At 42.0% G+C, this 17,079-nt stretch carries 24 protein-coding genes; 12 read left to right on the top strand and 12 right to left on the bottom strand.

Translation table 11 applies throughout. From position 1 onward, the window contains the following. Positions 1-48: 48 nt before the first annotated feature. On the bottom strand, positions 49-708 hold the full coding sequence (gene phoU, locus EIZ58_RS17245) for a phosphate signaling complex protein PhoU (protein ID WP_134702133.1): 660 nt from the start codon (positions 706-708) through the stop codon (positions 49-51). Between the two features lie 164 nt (positions 709-872). On the opposite strand from phoU, the gene EIZ58_RS33510 reads away from it, so the two are divergent. Further along, on the top strand, positions 873-1,022 hold the full coding sequence (locus EIZ58_RS33510; protein WP_167577775.1) for a hypothetical protein: 150 nt from the start codon (positions 873-875) through the stop codon (positions 1,020-1,022). 53 nt (positions 1,023-1,075) lie between these two features. Here EIZ58_RS33510 and EIZ58_RS17240 read toward each other — a convergent pair whose 3' ends face one another. Further along, on the bottom strand, positions 1,076-1,573 hold the full coding sequence (locus EIZ58_RS17240; protein ID WP_167577774.1) for a YhcN/YlaJ family sporulation lipoprotein: 498 nt from the start codon (positions 1,571-1,573) through the stop codon (positions 1,076-1,078). A gap of 176 nt (positions 1,574-1,749) precedes the next feature. Between EIZ58_RS17240 and EIZ58_RS34880 the strand changes: the two genes are divergently transcribed. The 6 genes from EIZ58_RS34880 to EIZ58_RS17215 all read left to right on the top strand — a co-directional run bounded on the left by EIZ58_RS34880 (position 1,750) and on the right by EIZ58_RS17215 (position 4,630). Beyond that, positions 1,750-1,875: a hypothetical protein gene (locus EIZ58_RS34880; protein WP_255438315.1), complete on the top strand. Its 126-nt coding sequence runs from the start codon at positions 1,750-1,752 to the stop codon at positions 1,873-1,875. Positions 1,876-2,194: 319 nt separating this feature from the next. Continuing rightward, positions 2,195-2,674: a stage V sporulation protein AC gene (spoVAC, locus tag EIZ58_RS17235; RefSeq protein ID WP_134702131.1), complete on the top strand. Its 480-nt coding sequence runs from the start codon at positions 2,195-2,197 to the stop codon at positions 2,672-2,674. A 1-nt stretch (position 2,675) separates the two neighbouring features. Further along, positions 2,676-3,683, top strand: coding sequence for a stage V sporulation protein AD (spoVAD, locus tag EIZ58_RS17230; RefSeq protein ID WP_134702130.1), 1,008 nt, complete (start codon positions 2,676-2,678; stop codon positions 3,681-3,683). A 9-nt stretch (positions 3,684-3,692) separates the two neighbouring features. Continuing rightward, positions 3,693-4,046 carry a stage V sporulation protein AE gene (gene spoVAE / locus EIZ58_RS17225; protein WP_134702129.1) on the top strand — a complete coding sequence of 118 codons (354 nt, stop codon included), beginning with the start codon at positions 3,693-3,695 and terminating at the stop codon, positions 4,044-4,046. A gap of 83 nt (positions 4,047-4,129) precedes the next feature. Further along, positions 4,130-4,330 carry an aspartyl-phosphate phosphatase Spo0E family protein gene (locus EIZ58_RS17220; RefSeq protein ID WP_134702128.1) on the top strand — a complete coding sequence of 67 codons (201 nt, stop codon included), beginning with the start codon at positions 4,130-4,132 and terminating at the stop codon, positions 4,328-4,330. 117 nt (positions 4,331-4,447) lie between these two features. Beyond that, positions 4,448-4,630, top strand: a complete 183-nt coding sequence (locus EIZ58_RS17215; protein ID WP_240689157.1) for an aspartyl-phosphate phosphatase Spo0E family protein — start codon at positions 4,448-4,450, stop codon at positions 4,628-4,630. A gap of 69 nt (positions 4,631-4,699) precedes the next feature. Here EIZ58_RS17215 and EIZ58_RS33505 read toward each other — a convergent pair whose 3' ends face one another. The 5 genes from EIZ58_RS33505 to EIZ58_RS17200 form a co-directional block, all read right to left on the bottom strand. After that, positions 4,700-4,849, bottom strand: a complete 150-nt coding sequence (locus EIZ58_RS33505; RefSeq protein ID WP_167577773.1) for a hypothetical protein — start codon at positions 4,847-4,849, stop codon at positions 4,700-4,702. Between the two features lie 121 nt (positions 4,850-4,970). Further along, complete coding sequence (locus tag EIZ58_RS34875) at positions 4,971-5,102, bottom strand: hypothetical protein (RefSeq protein ID WP_255438314.1); 132 nt, start codon at positions 5,100-5,102, stop codon at positions 4,971-4,973. Between the two features lie 269 nt (positions 5,103-5,371). Then, a complete protein-coding gene (locus tag EIZ58_RS17210) occupies positions 5,372-5,950 on the bottom strand; it encodes a DUF421 domain-containing protein (protein WP_134702127.1) in 579 nt (192 codons plus the stop codon). Positions 5,951-6,183: 233 nt separating this feature from the next. Next, complete coding sequence (locus EIZ58_RS17205) at positions 6,184-6,630, bottom strand: hypothetical protein (RefSeq protein ID WP_134702126.1); 447 nt, start codon at positions 6,628-6,630, stop codon at positions 6,184-6,186. Positions 6,631-6,834: 204 nt separating this feature from the next. Then, the gene (locus tag EIZ58_RS17200) at positions 6,835-7,632 is read right to left on the bottom strand and encodes a DUF169 domain-containing protein (protein ID WP_240689155.1); all 798 of its coding nucleotides are present in this window, start codon (positions 7,630-7,632) and stop codon (positions 6,835-6,837) included. Positions 7,633-7,813: 181 nt separating this feature from the next. On the opposite strand from EIZ58_RS17200, the gene EIZ58_RS33500 reads away from it, so the two are divergent. Continuing rightward, positions 7,814-7,987 carry a hypothetical protein gene (locus tag EIZ58_RS33500; protein ID WP_167577772.1) on the top strand — a complete coding sequence of 58 codons (174 nt, stop codon included), beginning with the start codon at positions 7,814-7,816 and terminating at the stop codon, positions 7,985-7,987. A gap of 31 nt (positions 7,988-8,018) precedes the next feature. On the opposite strand, the gene EIZ58_RS17195 is transcribed toward EIZ58_RS33500, so the two are convergent. Further along, positions 8,019-8,216, bottom strand: coding sequence for a hypothetical protein (locus EIZ58_RS17195; protein ID WP_134702125.1), 198 nt, complete (start codon positions 8,214-8,216; stop codon positions 8,019-8,021). Positions 8,217-8,427: 211 nt separating this feature from the next. Between EIZ58_RS17195 and EIZ58_RS17190 the strand changes: the two genes are divergently transcribed. Continuing rightward, entirely contained in the window at positions 8,428-9,585 is a 1,158-nt protein-coding gene (locus tag EIZ58_RS17190) for a citrate synthase (RefSeq protein WP_134702124.1), read from the top strand. 205 nt (positions 9,586-9,790) lie between these two features. Here EIZ58_RS17190 and EIZ58_RS17185 read toward each other — a convergent pair whose 3' ends face one another. Beyond that, positions 9,791-9,982 (bottom strand): hypothetical protein, encoded by a 192-nt coding sequence (locus EIZ58_RS17185; RefSeq protein WP_134702123.1) that lies wholly within the window; start codon positions 9,980-9,982, stop codon positions 9,791-9,793. A gap of 701 nt (positions 9,983-10,683) precedes the next feature. Here EIZ58_RS17185 and EIZ58_RS17180 point away from each other — a divergent pair. Continuing rightward, positions 10,684-12,066 (top strand): glycine--tRNA ligase, encoded by a 1,383-nt coding sequence (locus EIZ58_RS17180; protein WP_134702122.1) that lies wholly within the window; start codon positions 10,684-10,686, stop codon positions 12,064-12,066. Between the two features lie 34 nt (positions 12,067-12,100). Here EIZ58_RS17180 and EIZ58_RS33495 read toward each other — a convergent pair whose 3' ends face one another. From EIZ58_RS33495 to EIZ58_RS17170, 3 genes are all read right to left on the bottom strand, one after another. After that, on the bottom strand, positions 12,101-12,277 hold the full coding sequence (locus EIZ58_RS33495) for a hypothetical protein (protein ID WP_167577771.1): 177 nt from the start codon (positions 12,275-12,277) through the stop codon (positions 12,101-12,103). Between the two features lie 97 nt (positions 12,278-12,374). Next, on the bottom strand, positions 12,375-13,061 hold the full coding sequence (locus EIZ58_RS17175; RefSeq protein ID WP_167577770.1) for a Na-translocating system protein MpsC family protein: 687 nt from the start codon (positions 13,059-13,061) through the stop codon (positions 12,375-12,377). Between the two features lie 245 nt (positions 13,062-13,306). Further along, positions 13,307-14,281: a C40 family peptidase gene (locus EIZ58_RS17170; RefSeq protein WP_167577769.1), complete on the bottom strand. Its 975-nt coding sequence runs from the start codon at positions 14,279-14,281 to the stop codon at positions 13,307-13,309. Positions 14,282-14,458: 177 nt separating this feature from the next. Here EIZ58_RS17170 and mgtE point away from each other — a divergent pair, with 177 nt between their 5' ends. Continuing rightward, a complete protein-coding gene (gene mgtE / locus EIZ58_RS17165) occupies positions 14,459-15,808 on the top strand; it encodes a magnesium transporter (protein ID WP_134702846.1) in 1,350 nt (449 codons plus the stop codon). Between the two features lie 299 nt (positions 15,809-16,107). Further along, complete coding sequence (gene spo0A / locus EIZ58_RS17160; RefSeq protein ID WP_134702119.1) at positions 16,108-16,917, top strand: sporulation transcription factor Spo0A; 810 nt, start codon at positions 16,108-16,110, stop codon at positions 16,915-16,917. Positions 16,918-17,079 lie beyond the last annotated feature (162 nt).

Here is a 17,079-nt window from a genome sequence, read left to right as displayed (position 1 = left end):
AACCTAAAAAAACCTTCTGCCCCATAGTTGGCGAAGGTTTTTTCTTTTTCAATCGTTAATTTCCTCAATTTTTCCGGTGACTAGATAGATAACCCATTCACCTAAGTTGGTAGCATGGTCAGCAATACGCTCTAAGCTATGGGCAACAAAAAGGAACTGCGTTGCCTGATGGACCGTATCGGGATTTTTCTTCATTAACTCCAGCAACTCATTATGGATATGCTTATACAGGGCATCGACTTCATCATCGTTGCGACCAACCTGGTAAGCTTTTTCGGTGTCTAGATTGATGTAAGCGTTAAGGGCCTCTCTGACCATCGCTTCAGCAAGGGTAGCCATCTTGGGGATGTCAATAAGTTGTTTAACATAAGTTTCTTCTTTTAAACGGATAGTAGCCTTTGCGATGGTAACGGCATTATCAGCCATTCGTTCAAGATCCGTTACGACCTTAAGAACCGTGCCGATCCGGCGAAGATCACTGGCCATCGGCTGTTGAAGAGCGATCAGTCTAAAACAATCTCTTTCAATGGATAAATTTAAGTTGTCAATCTCATCATCATCGCGGATGACTTGCTCAGCTAGGGCTAGATCGCGAGTGGCTAAGGATTTAACCGAAAGATGAATAGCCTCTTCTACAAGGGCTCCCATGTTGAGCAAATCTCGATGCAGCTTCTCTAATGCTTCACTAAAAGTATGACGTCCAGCCATTGGGATGCCTCCTACTAATTTCGTTATATCTTACATAAATAATTATTATTACATAATTTTCTATATTGAACAAGACAATTTTTCAAAATTTAGTATTCCATATAGGTGGATAAATCATGTAAGATAGACTTTTGGGATGGTTTTACTGAAGAAAGGAGTACAATATGAAGACAAGACAACAACGGAGAACAGAATGGAAAGATCGCTGGAAGAAATATAAGAAGCTATATAAGGGTTCTAGGGAAGAGCGACGTGAAAAATGGCGCTTAAAATGGGACGAGTTTATGAGAAACGGTCAACCTCACGTGGGGTAAGCGTAAGAAAAAGGCGAGCTCCATCCTGGTGGAGTCGCCTTTTATGTAAGAGACTAGCTCTTACTTAATAAGTTCAATGGAACAATGGACTTCCATACTCCATTAACCACACTTAGTAATTGTCCTTCTGTAATGGATTGTCCTCGACGGATATCGTTACGAAGATTCTTCACGCGGCTTAAGACATCCGCATCCTTCTCCGTTACAATATAAACAAGAAAATCCTTAGACTCGCCTTGCAACTCCTGGCGTACGCGATCTTCAGAAATTCGGTAGGCATTATTATGAGCTCCTCTAGCGAGATCAATCCCAACAATCAGGTTGTCCACTCCATAAAATAAGACATGGGCATTCGCGATGCCGGGAATCGCTTTGACTCGATTTTCAAGATGCTCAGCGGGATCTCGTGCGGGTGCCGTATTTTGGTGGGTTTCGATTCCAGCTGCACGATAAGATGCTTCTTCTAGTGCACTATACCGATGGTTCAGTGAGCAGCCAGAAATGAGCCCCATAATGAGAACAAGGGGTAGTGCAAAAGCCAATTTCTTCATCGAATTGCACCTCCTTTTATCCATTAGGATGTGAATAGAACAAAAATTTAGCCGTGTTAACTTCAACCAAAATATAAATGTCACAATATATTCACAATATCTGGTTACAAATGTTTGAATATTTTGTTATATTATTATAGAGAGAAAAAATAAAAGATAGGATAGGGAGGAACGGAATGAATATCCAACTTCTCGAGAAGAAATGTATCAGTTGCAGTGTCAAGCTCACGGAGTATGAATTAGAGGAAAAACAAGGTCATTGTATGGAATGCTATCAAGATAATATAGTCCAAACTAAATAAATATTTGGATAATTCGATCATATATTAGAGTAACCAGTTATGGAAGGGGTTATTTATATGGTCGAATTTTTATGTATTACGGGTGCCTTCTTATTGCTCACGTGTCTGGTTATGGATCAGCTTATATATGGAATTAAGGTGGATTCCACAGAAGGAGACTTACAGTATAGGTGGTCCTCCTTTTCTTGCAGTAGAGAAGATATGAATTTATAAGAGCCTCTCCAATGGAGAGGTTTTTTCATGTAACTTTAGTACATGAAAAAAATGGAATGAGGGAGAATATACCATATCATGTAGATGAGGTGAAAGGTGATGACCGATGTCAGATAAGAAAAAGAAAAAGTTAACGCCAACCCAGCAGGAATACCAATCCTTTGCCAAACAAAGAGAGCCAAAGCGGCCAGTAGCTCTTAACTGCATAAAGGCATTTTTCGTGGGAGGCTCGATTTGCTTACTTGGACAATTGATTTCTGATTTTTATATGACTTTTTTTGATTTTAACGAGCGGACCGCTGGAAATCCTACGGTGGCTACGCTTATCTTTATCGCTGTCCTTTTGACAGGTTTTGGCGTTTATGACCAATTTGGGCAATGGGCTGGAGCGGGTACGGCCGTTCCTGTGACTGGCTTCGCCAATTCGGTAGCGTCTGCTGCCATAGAGCATCGTTCAGAGGGATTCGTGCTAGGTGTGGGAGGAAATATGTTCAAGCTCGCGGGCTCTGTCATTGTATTTGGTACAGTTGCAGCCTTCGTTGTGGCTCTAATCAAAGCTACGGTCATGAAACTGGGGGGAGCATAAGATGCTTCATGGACATCAGACCTGGATTTTTCCCAACAAACCGGTCATTCTCTCTACAGGCGTGGTAGGAGGGCCTTTTGAGGCAGAAGGTCCGCTAGCCAAGGATTTTGACATTCTTAATAAAGATACTTGGTTAGGTGAAGACAGCTTTGAGAAGGCTGAGAAAAAAATGCTCGAACAAGCGTGTGACAAAGCCATTGAAAAAGCAGGCTTAAAAAAAGAAGATATTCAGTTTTTCCTTTCAGGAGATTTGATGAACCAAATTATTTCAAGTAGCTTTGCCGCCCGGACGTTAGGTGTCCCTTATATTGGCTTGTTTGGGGCTTGTTCGACGTCTATGGAGGGATTGGCTTTAGGTTCTTTATTCATCAATAGTGATTCAGCGCAATATGTCTTATGCGGGACGGCCAGTCATAATTCATCCGTGGAGAAGCAATTCCGATATCCTACCGAATACGGTGGACAAAAGCCCCCTACGGCTCAATGGACGGTAACGGGAGCAGGAGCTGCGATTCTGGGAAAGGACGGTATAGGGCCACAGGTTACAGCGGCTACAATTGGAAAAATTGTGGATATGGGGCTCTCAGACCCTTTTAACATGGGAGCGGCGATGGCACCGGCTGCTGTTGATACCATCCAGGCTCATTTTAGGGATATGAAAACCTCTCCGGATGACTACGATCTGATTGCGACAGGTGACCTAGGGCGGGTAGGGCATCAGATCGCAAAAGATCTATTAATGAAGCATGGAACGGATATGAAGAATCACTTTGTAGATTGTGGAATGATGATCTATGGAAAAGATCAGCCCGTTCTTGCAGGTGCCAGCGGGGCAGCTTGCTCGGCAACAGTGGCTTATGGCCATATTTTGAATAGGATGCGTCAAGGTGAATTGAATAAGGTACTGATTGTTGCCACAGGAGCCCTTCTTTCTCCCTTGTCTTATCAGCAAAAAGAAAGTATACCTTGTATTGCGCATGCCGTTGTCATTGAAAATAACCCTGCCTAGGAGGCGCTCATGGGAATTTATTTTTGGGCTTTTGTTGTTGGTGGGATCATATGTGTGATAGGGCAATTGATGCTTGATGTCGGAAGGCTAACTCCTGCCCATACGATGAGTACCTTAGTTGTCGCCGGAGCGATACTTGACGGGTTTGGATGGTACGAGCCTCTGATTGATTTTGCAGGGGCTGGCGCTACGGTACCCATTACAAGCTTCGGAAATGCCTTGGTCCATGGGGCTATGGCTGAATCAGAGAAGTATGGGCTCGTCGGTATTATAACGGGGATCTTCGAGGTTACAAGTGCCGGTATTTCCGCAGCGATCATCTTCGGTTTTATTGGGGCCTTAATCTTCAAGCCAAAAGGGTAACAAAGGTTTTGCTTGATTGGGTAACGTTTACACATTTATAATAAAATCCCAAAGGGATCTTCAGAAAAAGAGAGGTAGACGGGATGAGCGATGTAACAACTGTTTTGAGTAAAATAGAAGAGTTGCGTACAGAGATGCACCTCCTGGTTAAGCACAAAGGAATTAAGGCACCCGAAGTATTGCTCATCAGCCAGGAATTAGATAGAGTTCTTAATGAATATAAGGACCTTTGTATCCAACCGAAGACCTACAGGAAGAAAGAACGACTGACATCTTCTCTCTAATTTTGTCGGAAAACCACTAGTTTTATCGATAGAGGCTAATAGGTACTAGTTATATTTCCTTTAAATTCAATTTTATGTTAATATCGTAATATTAAAATGATGGTAGGAGAAGAACTAGTGGCATCAAAGGTAGATATCCTAGTGGAAAAAATTGAAAAGTTAAGGGAAGATATGCATTCTTTAGCAGGAAGAAAAGGAATTACCTCTCCAGAAGTCTTGACGATAAGTCAGCAGATTGATGTGGAGTTAAATCATTACTATAGGTTGACTCGTGAGAAGGCATATTGCAGTAAACAATGATCGTACTTGGAGAAGAGAGCCCAGCATACCATGCTTGGGCTCTTTTTTTAAGAAGGAGAGTTCAGGGAGCTAGCTCTTCCAAGTTTCTTTGAGGTATTCTTTGACTAAGGATGTGGCAAAGTCTTCGAGCTTCTCATCGGATTGAAGATGCTCAAGAAGCTCCTCAAAATTGGAGGGGAGGGTTGGAGTAGTTGGGATTTGCTTTTTTATTGAGTTCATATCAATTAATCTCCTTCTAGAACAAACTAACCAAAATATACCATATTCTTATTAACGGGGTATGAACAAGGTTTGAAAAATCTATTAACACCTAATGGGAGCGTTTACAACCACAGATGAATTAATGCCACTTCACAACGCGTTTATAAAAGGGGATTCCCAAGATCTTATATACTGTAATGATAAATCGGGTATCACGAACGTAATCATACTGCTTGCTCTTCTCGATTGAGAACCATTTTGTCTTGGGCACAGTTCATCATCTCCTTTATCTCATTTTAAGTAATGTTCTGAATTATAGCCTAGTATAGCATTCATCCGGTAAACTTGGAACCGCAATCATTCGACATGATTTGATGTTTTTTTCCAAAAAAAATGACCTACTCCGTAAACGGGTAAGTCCAAGTATGATTCATTAAGGGGGTAACCTCAATGTACTTTTATTTTAAAGCTAAAAAGTTTTAAATGCAACGATATCTTATGGAATTATTGAAAATATTTAGTATCGTACCTTAAGTACGTTTATTGAAACTGTTTTGGAAGCGGTTTCGCATGCTCTTCTTGACGTACCTCATCGAAGATATCAAAGCCTGCCGGATGACTAGGCTGTTGCTGTATAGCTAAGCCCATCATTTTTTTGAATTCACCTACTGTCAGGGGTCTTGCATCTGGGTAAAGCTCATAACCTAGCTGACCATTGGTTTCTAGCGTAGCTGTTTTTATATCCGAAATGTTGGTTATCCCTTGTTGGCGTAACCGCATTTCTAATTGATCAATGGTAAAGCGCATCTTGCGAAGGTTATGAGGTACAATCTTTCCATCTTCGACCAATGTCACAGCTTTGCCTATAAGTAACTTTTCCAACCAATTGGTTCGTACCATCAGAAACTCTAGAATAATAAGAACGGTAACGAAGATCATGATAACGGCAAGCGTTTTCCATATGCTTTTCTCAATTATGGGTTGAACGATAATATTACCAACGGAAAGCATGACTATGGTTGTGGATATCGTCATCTGAGAAATCGACTTGCGGCCCGCTATTCGAAGGAGAATCATGGCTCCAATAACGACAATGATTGACTCCCATACAAAATTCATCCTTAAAGGACCTCCCCCAAGCCTTGATGTAGAGACAGACTTATTTTCCCCCATCATAATTTGTTTTATTGCACATAATAGGAAAACGCAAGTAACACCCATCTTAATATTGGAGGAAGAATTGATATGCTGCCCAATATGTGCAAGCGATCAAGAAGGCTAGGAGATAAATAGGCTTACCGGCTAACGATGAAGATGATAGCCGGTTTTTTTGTAAGCTAGAACCTTGCATGCTAGTCTTCAAACCAAGCTAGGTTGATATCAAAAAAAGTTCGATGAGGTGTTGGGTTGACGACGTATAGCAATATCATTTTACCTGGTTCTATCTTAATTCTTCCTTGCAGATTGGTATTCAATTGCCCTGCTGTTCCGGTTAGGGTTCCGATAACAAGCCCTCCCATAATCGGATTGTCAGAGTGGATATAGTATTGGCAAATAAGGTTCGCAGATAGGGGATGATCTTTCAATGGCTGGGGTTCGAGAGGTTTTGCAAAGGCCAACACTAGACTTTCTGACATGAGAGTGAGCTTCAGCTGCTGGCATAGCCCGTTAGATATAATACCAATAAGGTAAGCGGTTTTCAGAGATTCTAGAGGATTCATGACTTGGAGAATGAGATAGCCACCGGGTTCAATCAGTTGATTTTCCGTTGAAATCATGTACGCATTTTTGAATTCCATAGGCGCCTCGGATTGTTTTTTTAACAAAATATTCAATTGGGTGGGATTGTGACAAAAAGAATGAGGCTGGTCCTCAAAAGGCCGGCTTACCCGGTCCCTTGGAACAGCCTCAAGGAATGAGATGGGGGATCATAAAGATCCTTAACGAATTATTTTTATCATACCGTACTTGTTTCATTTTGAAAGTGAGCTTGTTAGATTATATTACAAGGAATTCTTATTTTCGTTTTGCTCCCACATCTCGTTCAGCTTTTCGTAAGTTGCGGGAAACTTCGCTTGGTATTGGAGAAAGGCAGGAACGGGATAGCGCACACCGCCCCGATGAGTCCCGTGCAATCCCTCAATGAAGTCACCTAGATGTGAATAGGGAAAGGAGAATGCCATTTCATCGTCTTGAGTTTGACCGAACACTCGGTCACCATAGCAAGGAAGAATAACTTGAGGTTTTTCCGTTTGCTTGGTTTTGATAATGATATCTGCACAGTCGGCGCGCGCTGAGAAAGTCGAGGTAATGGCCCCACCTGTTTTATATAAGGAGGCAGCGACCATACGCATCACTTGCGCTGAATTGCCGTAAATGACAAGCAGATCAGGTTCAAAGTCGGTGCGCGATAAGGGAGAAATGATAACGGTTCCATTCTCCTCTTTTGTAAATTTGGGAACCTCTGCTTCTGTATGCACTCCAGCTTGTTGGGTTGCTGTATACATGCCACAAGCCAAGTTACCCTCTGTGTAATAGGAAAGAGGTTCTTCAAAGTGAAAGACAGCCTTGGCAATTGGACAGGAAAGATCTTCTCCTCCCATAGCTATAGACCAACCATAGGTTCTAGCCATGGTAATCCCTTGGCAAATGCTCAGTTGTACACCTAGATCGCGCAGGGGGCGCTTCGTTTTAGCTGGGATCGCTTCATCCTTGCGCAATACTCTAATGGCAAGGGGAAAGGTACGAGGGCGAATGTGTTTCTCTAGCTCAGATAACGCTTCAGGTAGACTGATAGTCAATTCGAGTTGCCTCCTTTGAAATGGATTCTCTACTTCTATTCGTGAAAAGAACGTCAATCTCCTGTAATAATAATTAAAATTTTTAGAATAAGGCAGGTGCCTGTGGGGTTTAAAAGGCCGCAATAGGGTCAAGAATGAGTGCTAAGGGAAACTAGATTTCAAGCAGGAGGAAGATAAGCTCATGCTAAATATCGAGGAACAAACCAAATATGCACTTATTGATTCATTATTGGATTCTTACAATGAAAACATGACCTTATTTCGCTTGTTCGGGGACTTCGTTTATCAGGAGCGTGCAGAGCACTTCATGGGTTTGTTAAAAAGTCATTTTAAGAGAGATACAGACGAGGAATAGGGGGCGCGCATAGAGCGCCCCCTCCTTTATGTTAGAAGAGATCAAACCGTTTTTCCAACTCCTCCATGCAGAATGTAATCGAATCAATAGCACCCAAATAAGAGGCCTTATCCTGATCATGAGGCAGATGGAGTAACTGATCATTCAGCTCCTTCTTGTAGTTCATTAGAAGGGACCAATACTCTCTTACGTCATCCTTGGAATAGCGTGGAAGTAAATAATCATTCATAGAGAACGCTCCTTGGTTATATAAGTAAAATAGGATGTATACGGCAAATATATTTAGGTAAAATAATGGAAGGCTAATCCTAGTATGTTCCTACCAAATGAATTTATTGTAAAATTTAATGGACAAAGAAGGAATTTTTAAAACAGTTATCGAAATATATATGTTGGAACGGAATTTGCAAATATTATATATAAGAAAGGGGAATGGAGACATGAGTGAGACAAAACTAAGCGATTTCAAGGCAAAATCCGATTTTACGGCTGGGTTAGAGGACGTTATTGCTGGTACATCCGAGATCTGTTTTATCGATGGTAAAGAAGGCCGATTGATTTATAGAGGTTATGATATAAATGAATTAGTCGACAAGACTACCTTTGAAGAAGTGATTTATCTTCTCTGGAAAGGCGAGCTGCCAACCAGTGCTCAGCTTCAAGAGTTAAAACAACAGATTGCTTCCTATCAGAAGATTCCTCAAGAAGTATTAGATGTAATCCGCTTGATTTCTCCCAAGGGCACCCCAATGGATACCTTACGTACGGCCGTTTCTATGCTGAAATCCTTTGATGACGAAGGCGAAGATATGGCCCCTGAGGCTAACTACCGCAAGGCGATCAAGCTTACCGCTATGATTCCTGTGATTGTAGCCGCGATTGATCGTACACGTAAGGGCTTAGACCTAGTTGAGCCTAAGAACGATCTATCTATTGCAGCTAACTTCTTATATATGCTAAAAGGACAGGAAGCAGATCCTATCGAAGTTCGCGTAATGGATGCAGGATTAATTATGCATGCGGACCATGAGTACAATGCCTCCACATTTGCTTGTCGTGTAACCGCTGGAACGCTTTCTGATATCTATTCAGCGATCACTTCTGGAATTGGAACCTTGAAGGGACCTCTTCATGGAGGAGCGAACACGGCAGTTATGCAAATGCTGCTTGAGATTGGTGAGCCTGAGAACGTAGAAGAATATGTTCATGGAAAATTAGCTCGCAAGGAAAAAATTATGGGATTCGGTCATCGTGTATACAAGACCATGGATCCTCGCGCGGTTCAGCTTCGTGAGATGTCGAAGGAGCTTGCGGAGAAGATGGGCGATGAAAAATGGTATAAGATGACAGAGAAAACCTTCGAAATCGTCAATAAGGAAAAGGGAATGTGGCCAAACGTAGACTTGTTCTCTGCTTCCGTTTATTATGTAATGGGTATTGAAATGGATCTATATACCGCTATCTTTGCGATGAGCCGTGTGTCCGGTTGGACTGCGCATGTATTAGAGCAGTACTCCAATAACCGCCTCATCCGTCCTACAGCTATTTATCAAGGACCAGAATTACGCGAAGTCGTTCCTTTAGCTGAGCGCCAATAATAAAGTTCAAGTCCTGTTCCTACTGGAACAGGACTATTTTGTTTAAAAAAAGCCATCCTTGAGGAAGGATGGAAAGAAGGATAGGAGTGTGATGACAGGAAGTTAACTAAACTATACACCTTTCTGACTTCATGGAGTGCCTCTTTGTAAGATCTCCTTCCAAAGAACTCCATAAAATGTGAGTGGGGTGATCAGTTGGGGAGATTTAAACCGCGCATTCCTGAATCGATTCCTTCTGATAATCAATGAGCATGAGTAAATGGTGAATTTCAAATCGCTCTACATTGCTTAAGTTTGTCGTGTAGAATAAGGTGTCTAATAAATATTTTCTCTTTACTTCTAACTGGTCAACGCTATAAGAAGTAAAGATGTCCTCTTTCGATAGTTTTAGATGCATAAGAATCCTTCCTTTCAGAGCTTTTGTGAAATCGCTTTCAGTTTTTGTGTAAAAAAAGTATAGCATAAAATTAAGCCTGCTGGATGGATTCGACAAAACTAGTAATAAAAAGACAATTCCATAAGGTGGATATATTACCAAAACTTACTGAACTAGTTTACGACGGATATGCTATAATATAGTTAATCTTTCCTCCGTTGGAGGTTGAGCGGTTATTTTTCCAGGGCGTTCCTAAATGGGACGCTTCTTGTTTTTTATAAAAAAAATACCCCACTATGATTAGCGAGGTTGAGTAAGAGAGTGAGTTGTAAATCAACTCAATGCAATTCCTAAACATTGTACTATCTTTTTCTCTTAATTACAATTTATTATCTGCTGTCTCTTGCGTGACATTGACTTTTTGCTTTAACTTCAGTAAGATATGTCCAATAAGATGTAATAACAAAGAAGCGTTGAAGGATAGATAGTACCTGTCTAACTTTACATTCAGCGATCTAGGGAGGGTGGAAGCCTAGAGGAAGAGTCAGGGAAAAGGCAATCTAGAGCTTCGAAAAAAACCAAAAGTGGATGCATCCTGACAACCGTTCAGATGGATCAACTAGGGTGGAACCGCGGGTGCTCAAGCTCTCGTCCCTAGGCATGCAGAATGCCTATGGGATGGGAGCTTTCTTTATTTTTAACTAAAAAGGAGAGAACAAAGAATGAGTGTGACTATGGATCAAATTGTCGCTTTAGCGAAACATCGAGGCTTTGTCTTTCAAGGCTCGGAAATCTATGGCGGACTGGCCAATACATGGGACTATGGCCCATTGGGCGTAGAGTTAAAAAATAATATTAAGCGGGCTTGGTGGAGAAAGTTTATTCAAGAGTCTCCTTATAACGTAGGTCTTGATGCAGCCATTCTCATGAACCCTCAGGCATGGGTTGCTTCCGGTCACGTAGGGAACTTTAACGATCCGATGATAGACTGTAAACAGTGTAAGGCTCGTCATCGTGCAGACAAGCTGATTGAAAATGCTCTCGATGCAAAAGGAATAGAAATGATTGTCGATGGTTTATCTTTTGATCAAATGGCTGCCCTTATGAAGGAGCATGAAATCAAGTGTCCAGACTGTGGGGCTCAGGATTGGACGGAGATCCGACAGTTTAACTTGATGTTCAAGACGTTCCAGGGGGTAACAGAAAGCACAGCCAATGAGATCTACCTACGACCTGAAACGGCTCAAGGGATTTTCGTGAACTTCAAGAACGTTCAGCGAACCATGAGAAAAAAATTGCCGTTTGGTATTGGCCAAATCGGAAAAAGCTTCCGCAACGAGATTACTCCAGGAAACTTTACGTTTAGAACACGGGAATTTGAACAAATGGAATTGGAGTTCTTCTGTAAGCCAGGAGAAGACCTACAGTGGTTCGAATACTGGAGAAATTACTGCCACCAATGGCTTCTCGCACTAGGATTAACAGAGGATAAAATCAGGCTGCGTGATCACTCCGACGATGAGCTGTCTCACTACAGCAACGCCACTACGGATATTGAGTATAAGTTCCCATTTGGCTGGGGGGAGCTATGGGGGATTGCGGACCGCACGGATTATGACTTGAAGCAGCATATGGAGCATTCAGGCGAGGACTTTAAATATATTGATCAAGAAACGAACGAAAGATATGTCCCTTACTGTATCGAACCTTCTCTTGGAGCGGATCGCGTCACGTTGGCTTTCTTACTTGATGCTTTTGAGGAACAGCAACTTGAAGGTGGGGACAGCCGTACTGTTCTGCATTTCCACCCGGCACTAGCGCCGTTTAAAGCCGCTATCTTCCCGCTTTCCAAGAAGCTGTCCGAGGGAGCAGGAAACGTATACGCAGAGCTCTCCAAGTACTTCATGGTGGATTTCGATGAAGCGGGTTCCATAGGTAAACGTTATCGCCGTCACGATGAGATTGGAACCCCGTTCTGCATTACCTATGACTTTGACTCCGAGCAGGATGGCCAAGTAACGGTAAGAGATCGGGACACGATGGAACAGCAACGGATGCCGATTAGTGAACTTAGAGCCTTCATTGAAGGAAAAATGAATTATTAATGCATGTAAAGGCGTCAGGGCTCATCTCTGACGCCTATTTCTTTTTTAAGTGTTCAAGGCGAAGATTAATCCATTTAATTTTCTCATATAGATCCATTCGTGACTGCCAAGACAAGGAAGGATCAACGACTTGGTCTTTAAGTTGCTCCTTCAAATCGGTAAGTGAGTCTCGGTCATAGATGCGTTGAATTTCTTCTACAAACAATTTCATGTCTTCTCCTTTCTAAAATAAAAAAGGCCGAACTTCTCCCGCATGAGAAGTTCGGCCACGGCAAGACTTCAAGAAGATTCCGCCATTTGCCAATCTGTTATTTTGTAAAAAATATGGTTAATGCCTTATCTAAAGAAAAATCTTCGTCACAGAAGATATCTGTTACTTTATTTCCAAAAATTTGCTCGAAACGCCCATCACTGTGGAGAAGCTTTTTCTCGTATTCATTTTTTGTGATCTTGAGAACCTTGCCATAGCCTTTATGAATGAGAGCCTTCTCGATGTAGACTAGTGTTTCATATCGGATGACAATATAAATCTTGGGACTAATCTTAAAGGATTCTATAGTGCCTGGAAGCTTCTGTAACTGAAAGCTTAGCCTCGATACTTCCTGTTCTAAGGCAGTCTTCTCGGGGAAGTCTGACTCTTCAGGAGCGAAATCAGCTTGTCCATCTTGAACATAGGCAACGATGATCCCGTTATTGTTCTCGTAGCTCCAATCATGGTAGAACTCTAGAACCTCTACATCCATGGTGACTTGAATAACGCCCTTGAGTTCAACCAAAATGGTCTCAATGATGGTGTGTCTGGAATGAGTCACCGTTTCATATTGGTTCTGTGCGAGCAGAACTTCTTCCATTGGACAGATGAACTTGCGTAGGTACAGAACGATGTAGCGGCTACCGTAGGAGGCGTGACAAGACTCAGGTCCTTTACCAAATTTCTGTCGGAGCAGCTTACTTGTATAACTGCTAATATGTTTTAATTGTTCGGTTTTTCCCACAGTCTCACGTTTCTTTCCACATAGAATATAGTGGGAAAAGGGAACGAAAGAAGGGAAAGTAAGCGGATAACTTCCGTGTTATCTGCCACTTTAAATGTTAACATATCTACCCTTTTCCTATCAATATTTTCACCCAAAAACCTTTGATATATGGCTAGTTTTGTCGGTTTCGTTCGACTTTTATCGACAAGAATAAAAAAATCCCAATACCCTGAGGGTATTAGGATGGTTTTGTTTCATGCGGACTATCCTACTCTCCTAGCGCCTAAATATACTCGCTTCCAGTATGAGGAATTAGCAACATTGGTAATTTGCACCTTAGGGGGAACTGCGTGAATCATGCGTCCATTTCCCATATAGATGCCCACGTGGCCTACTGTCTTGTCGCTTCTAAATCGCCCAGGGACAGAAAAGTAAAGCAGATCGCCTGGTTTTAAATTAGCGACAGCGATGCGATTTCCTCTAGTGGCTTGAGCTCGGGCTGTACGAGGGAGCCGAATTCCTTGCTTTCCATATAAATATTGCACATAGGAAGAGCAGTCAAACGTACGGGTTTGGCCTGTTCGCGCTCCGAACTCATAAGGTCTGCCGAGATACTTTCTACCCATACTAATAATTCGGTTTGCTTCAGCTGATGAGACGGTCGGTGTTGCTTCTGTGTCCTCCTCTTTAAAGTTCTCCCAGCCATGGTCTTCTTCGGGAAAGAGGGAATTACCTACTGGTGTGACCACGAGGGAATCAGCCGTCTGTTGAACTTGATACGCATCCCCAAGCAAGGCTTGCAAGCTGGCTACGGTGGCGTAGGTTTTATTCTCAATGGTCGTTACGGTATGAGGCAAGTCCACTTGACGTTCATCCACTGTGGCTTGGGTACTGTCCTCTGTGATGGTGAAGATAGGATCCGTGTAGCCAATTTGAATTTCGCCTTGATTAGCCCGGGAAACATTATAACCAAGTGTTTGAAATAAGTTTTCAATAGGGACATAGGTCTGATCGGCTTGACGTACAATAGGAAGAGCTCCTGTATTTTCACCTTCCACAATGAGTGATAGACTGGTGTTCCCTCTTTCTTCTGGTGCAGCTGGGTTATTTAATACTCTTACAGGCTGGTTTTGGTTTTCTAAAGCCCGGGTACCCCCTTGGGCTTGTGGTTGGAAATTAGCGCAACCGCTGAGAATGATCGTCGCGCTTAAGAGGCCAATCATGGATTTTTTTAGCATATGTAATAACCTCCACCTTAACATTAATCTTCGTTTATAGCGTTCCTTACGGCAGAGGTTGTTATTCCAATTTCATTTTGACTAAGAAGAGGTTTTGGTTTACCATGGGAACATCAGAAAGCTGTAGCTTGTCAGGTGGTGGGGATTGTGAATATTAACAAGCTTAATATCAATCAAATGACAGAAAGTCAAATCTTGCTTGTCGTCATTAAGCTTATGAAGGAATTGAAGAAAGAAGACTTTAAGCTGATTATGGAGGAACTTCAGCCCTATGATATAGCCCATTTATATAAAAACTTACCAGAAAAACATCGCCATAAGTTTTTAACCTTTCTTTCCTCTAAGCAGGTAGCGATACTTCTCCAAGAATTAGATACTGATCTACAATTGCAAATCCTCCACAAGTTGGGAGTCGCTAAGTCGTCTGAGGTCATGGACCTGATGGAAAATGATGATTTGGTTGACTTGCTTCATGAGTTAACCATTGAGAATAGTGAAGAGTTCCTTGCTTCCATGAAGAAAGAAGAATCCCAAACGGTCAAGAACCTTATGCAATATCCGCGTGATACAGCTGGGGGTCTGATGACGAACCGGTTTGTCTGGATTCGGAATTACTATACCGTACGAGAAGCTGTAGATAAGCTTAAAGCTTTTGCCTCTATGGCAGAAAATATTTACTACCTCTATGTCTTAAATGAAGAGAAAAAGCTAGTGGGTGTCGTTTCATACCGAGATCTTTTGCTCGCTAACCTCAATGACAAAGTAGACAATATTATGTTTACGCGTGTGATTTCTGTTCCTGTCGATGCAGACCAAGAAGAAGTAGCTAGCTTAATTGAACGATATGATTTTATTGCTGTACCTGTGGTGGATCATGAAGAGCACGTAGTCGGGATTGTTACAGTCGATGACGTGTTGGACGTTATCATTCAAGAAGCGAATGAGGATATAGAAAAGCTATCCGCTTCAGGGAAATCCATTGATTTTCAAACGGGTGCTTTTGTTGCGTCTTTTCGGCGCTTGCCCTGGTTGATCCTTCTCTTATTTATTGGACTCATATCAGGAAGTATTATTAGCCAGTTCGAAGATACACTCCAGCAGGTAGTGTCTCTCGCGTTCTTTATGCCGATGATTGCAGGGATGACCGGAAATACAGGAACTCAATCTCTTGCTGTTGTCGTTCGTGGTCTAGTTTCTCAAGATATCGATCGGAGAACGGTCATTAAATTGGTGGTTCGAGAGTTCGGTGTCGGTTTAATTATTGGGATTGTGTGTAGTGTATTAATTACCATTGTGGCTTATGTGTGGAGAGACGACCTCGTCTTGGGCTTAGTGGTAGGAAGCTCTTTGCTGCTGACGCTAATTATTGGAACCCTTGCAGGAACGGTGATTCCTTTGTTGTTATATCGCTTTGATATAGACCCTGCTGTGGCATCCGGCCCTTTAATCACCACGTTGAATGACATTTTCTCTTTATTCGTCTACTTTGGAATTGCCTCCATGTTTTTAGCCCACATTACAGGTTGAGAAGGGTCAGAGTAATCTGGCCTTTTTTTTTTTGCAGATAAGAATTTATAAGATATCTAGAATTCTATATCTGCATAAGGGCAACTAGGCTGTCGCACAACTCACTTGATATAAAGATGTCAAGTGGAGTTTTCTGCGCCAAAGCTTGGCGCCAGCCAAGTTTTCTTTACTGATAAGGTCTGATAAGGTCGAATTTTATCAGATCTGATAGGAATTTTTGGAATAATAAATAGAGGAAACGATGATGGTTTACGAGAAACTTTAGTATTAGTAAATATACACCTAAGGGGAGAGTTTCTTTGGCAAACATCAGTGTGGTTTTAGTGGATGATAATAAGGAATTTACAGACATCCTAGCGGATTATATAGGAAGTCAAGCGGATATGTCTGTTGAGGGCATTGCCTATAATGGCAATGAGGTGTTTACTGTTCTGGAGAAGGGCATTCCAGATGTATTAATTCTCGACATTATTATGCCAAACTTAGATGGATTAGCCGTATTAGAATACTTAAGAACGATGAATTTGGCTAAGCAGCCCAAAGTTATTGTACTTACCGGATTCGGTCATGAAGACATCACGAAGCGGGCTCTTGAACTAGGGGCAAATTACTATATCTTAAAGCCTTTTAATATGGACCTTCTGATTAAGCGAATCAGGGAGGTGAGCGGCAGTGCAGACTCCACTCCCATGCCGTCACTGGTTCCGGCAGAATCCTCTTTTTCAGTGAAAAAAGGCGTAGAGTTGAACAATGGAAAGTCCCTTGATCAAATCGTGACGTCTTACTTGGTGGAGATGGGCATCCCCGCCCACATTAAAGGTTATCTCTATCTACGGGAAGCCATTTCTATGGTGTATCGTGATATTGAATTATTAGGTTCTATTACCAAGGTCCTATACCCTGATCTGGCTAAGAAGTACAATACCACGTCGGCGAGGGTAGAAAGGGCCATCAGGCATGCAATTGATGTAGGGTGGTCCAGAGGAAATATGGAATCGATAAATTCTCTATTCGGCTACACTGTTAATAAAATGAAGTGCAAACCCACGAATTCAGAGTTTATTGCAATGCTGGCCGACCAGATTCGTTTGCAATCTGTAGCAAATTAGAATAGCCAGAACAAAAAGGGCTGTAGCTAAAAGTCGATTCTCCGACCTTTAGCTACAGCTTCTTTTTCTTCTAGGAAAATCTGCAGCCCACTCACAAAATGTAGCTGCTTCAGCGGAGGAACAGCTAGCGTCGATGGAGGAGATCTCTAATTCTTCTCTCTC

It is taken from the genome of Ammoniphilus sp. YIM 78166 (assembly GCF_004522215.1).
Lineage (GTDB): Bacteria > Bacillota > Bacilli > Aneurinibacillales > RAOX-1 > YIM-78166.
This window is presented reverse-complemented; position numbering and strand designations above follow the sequence as displayed.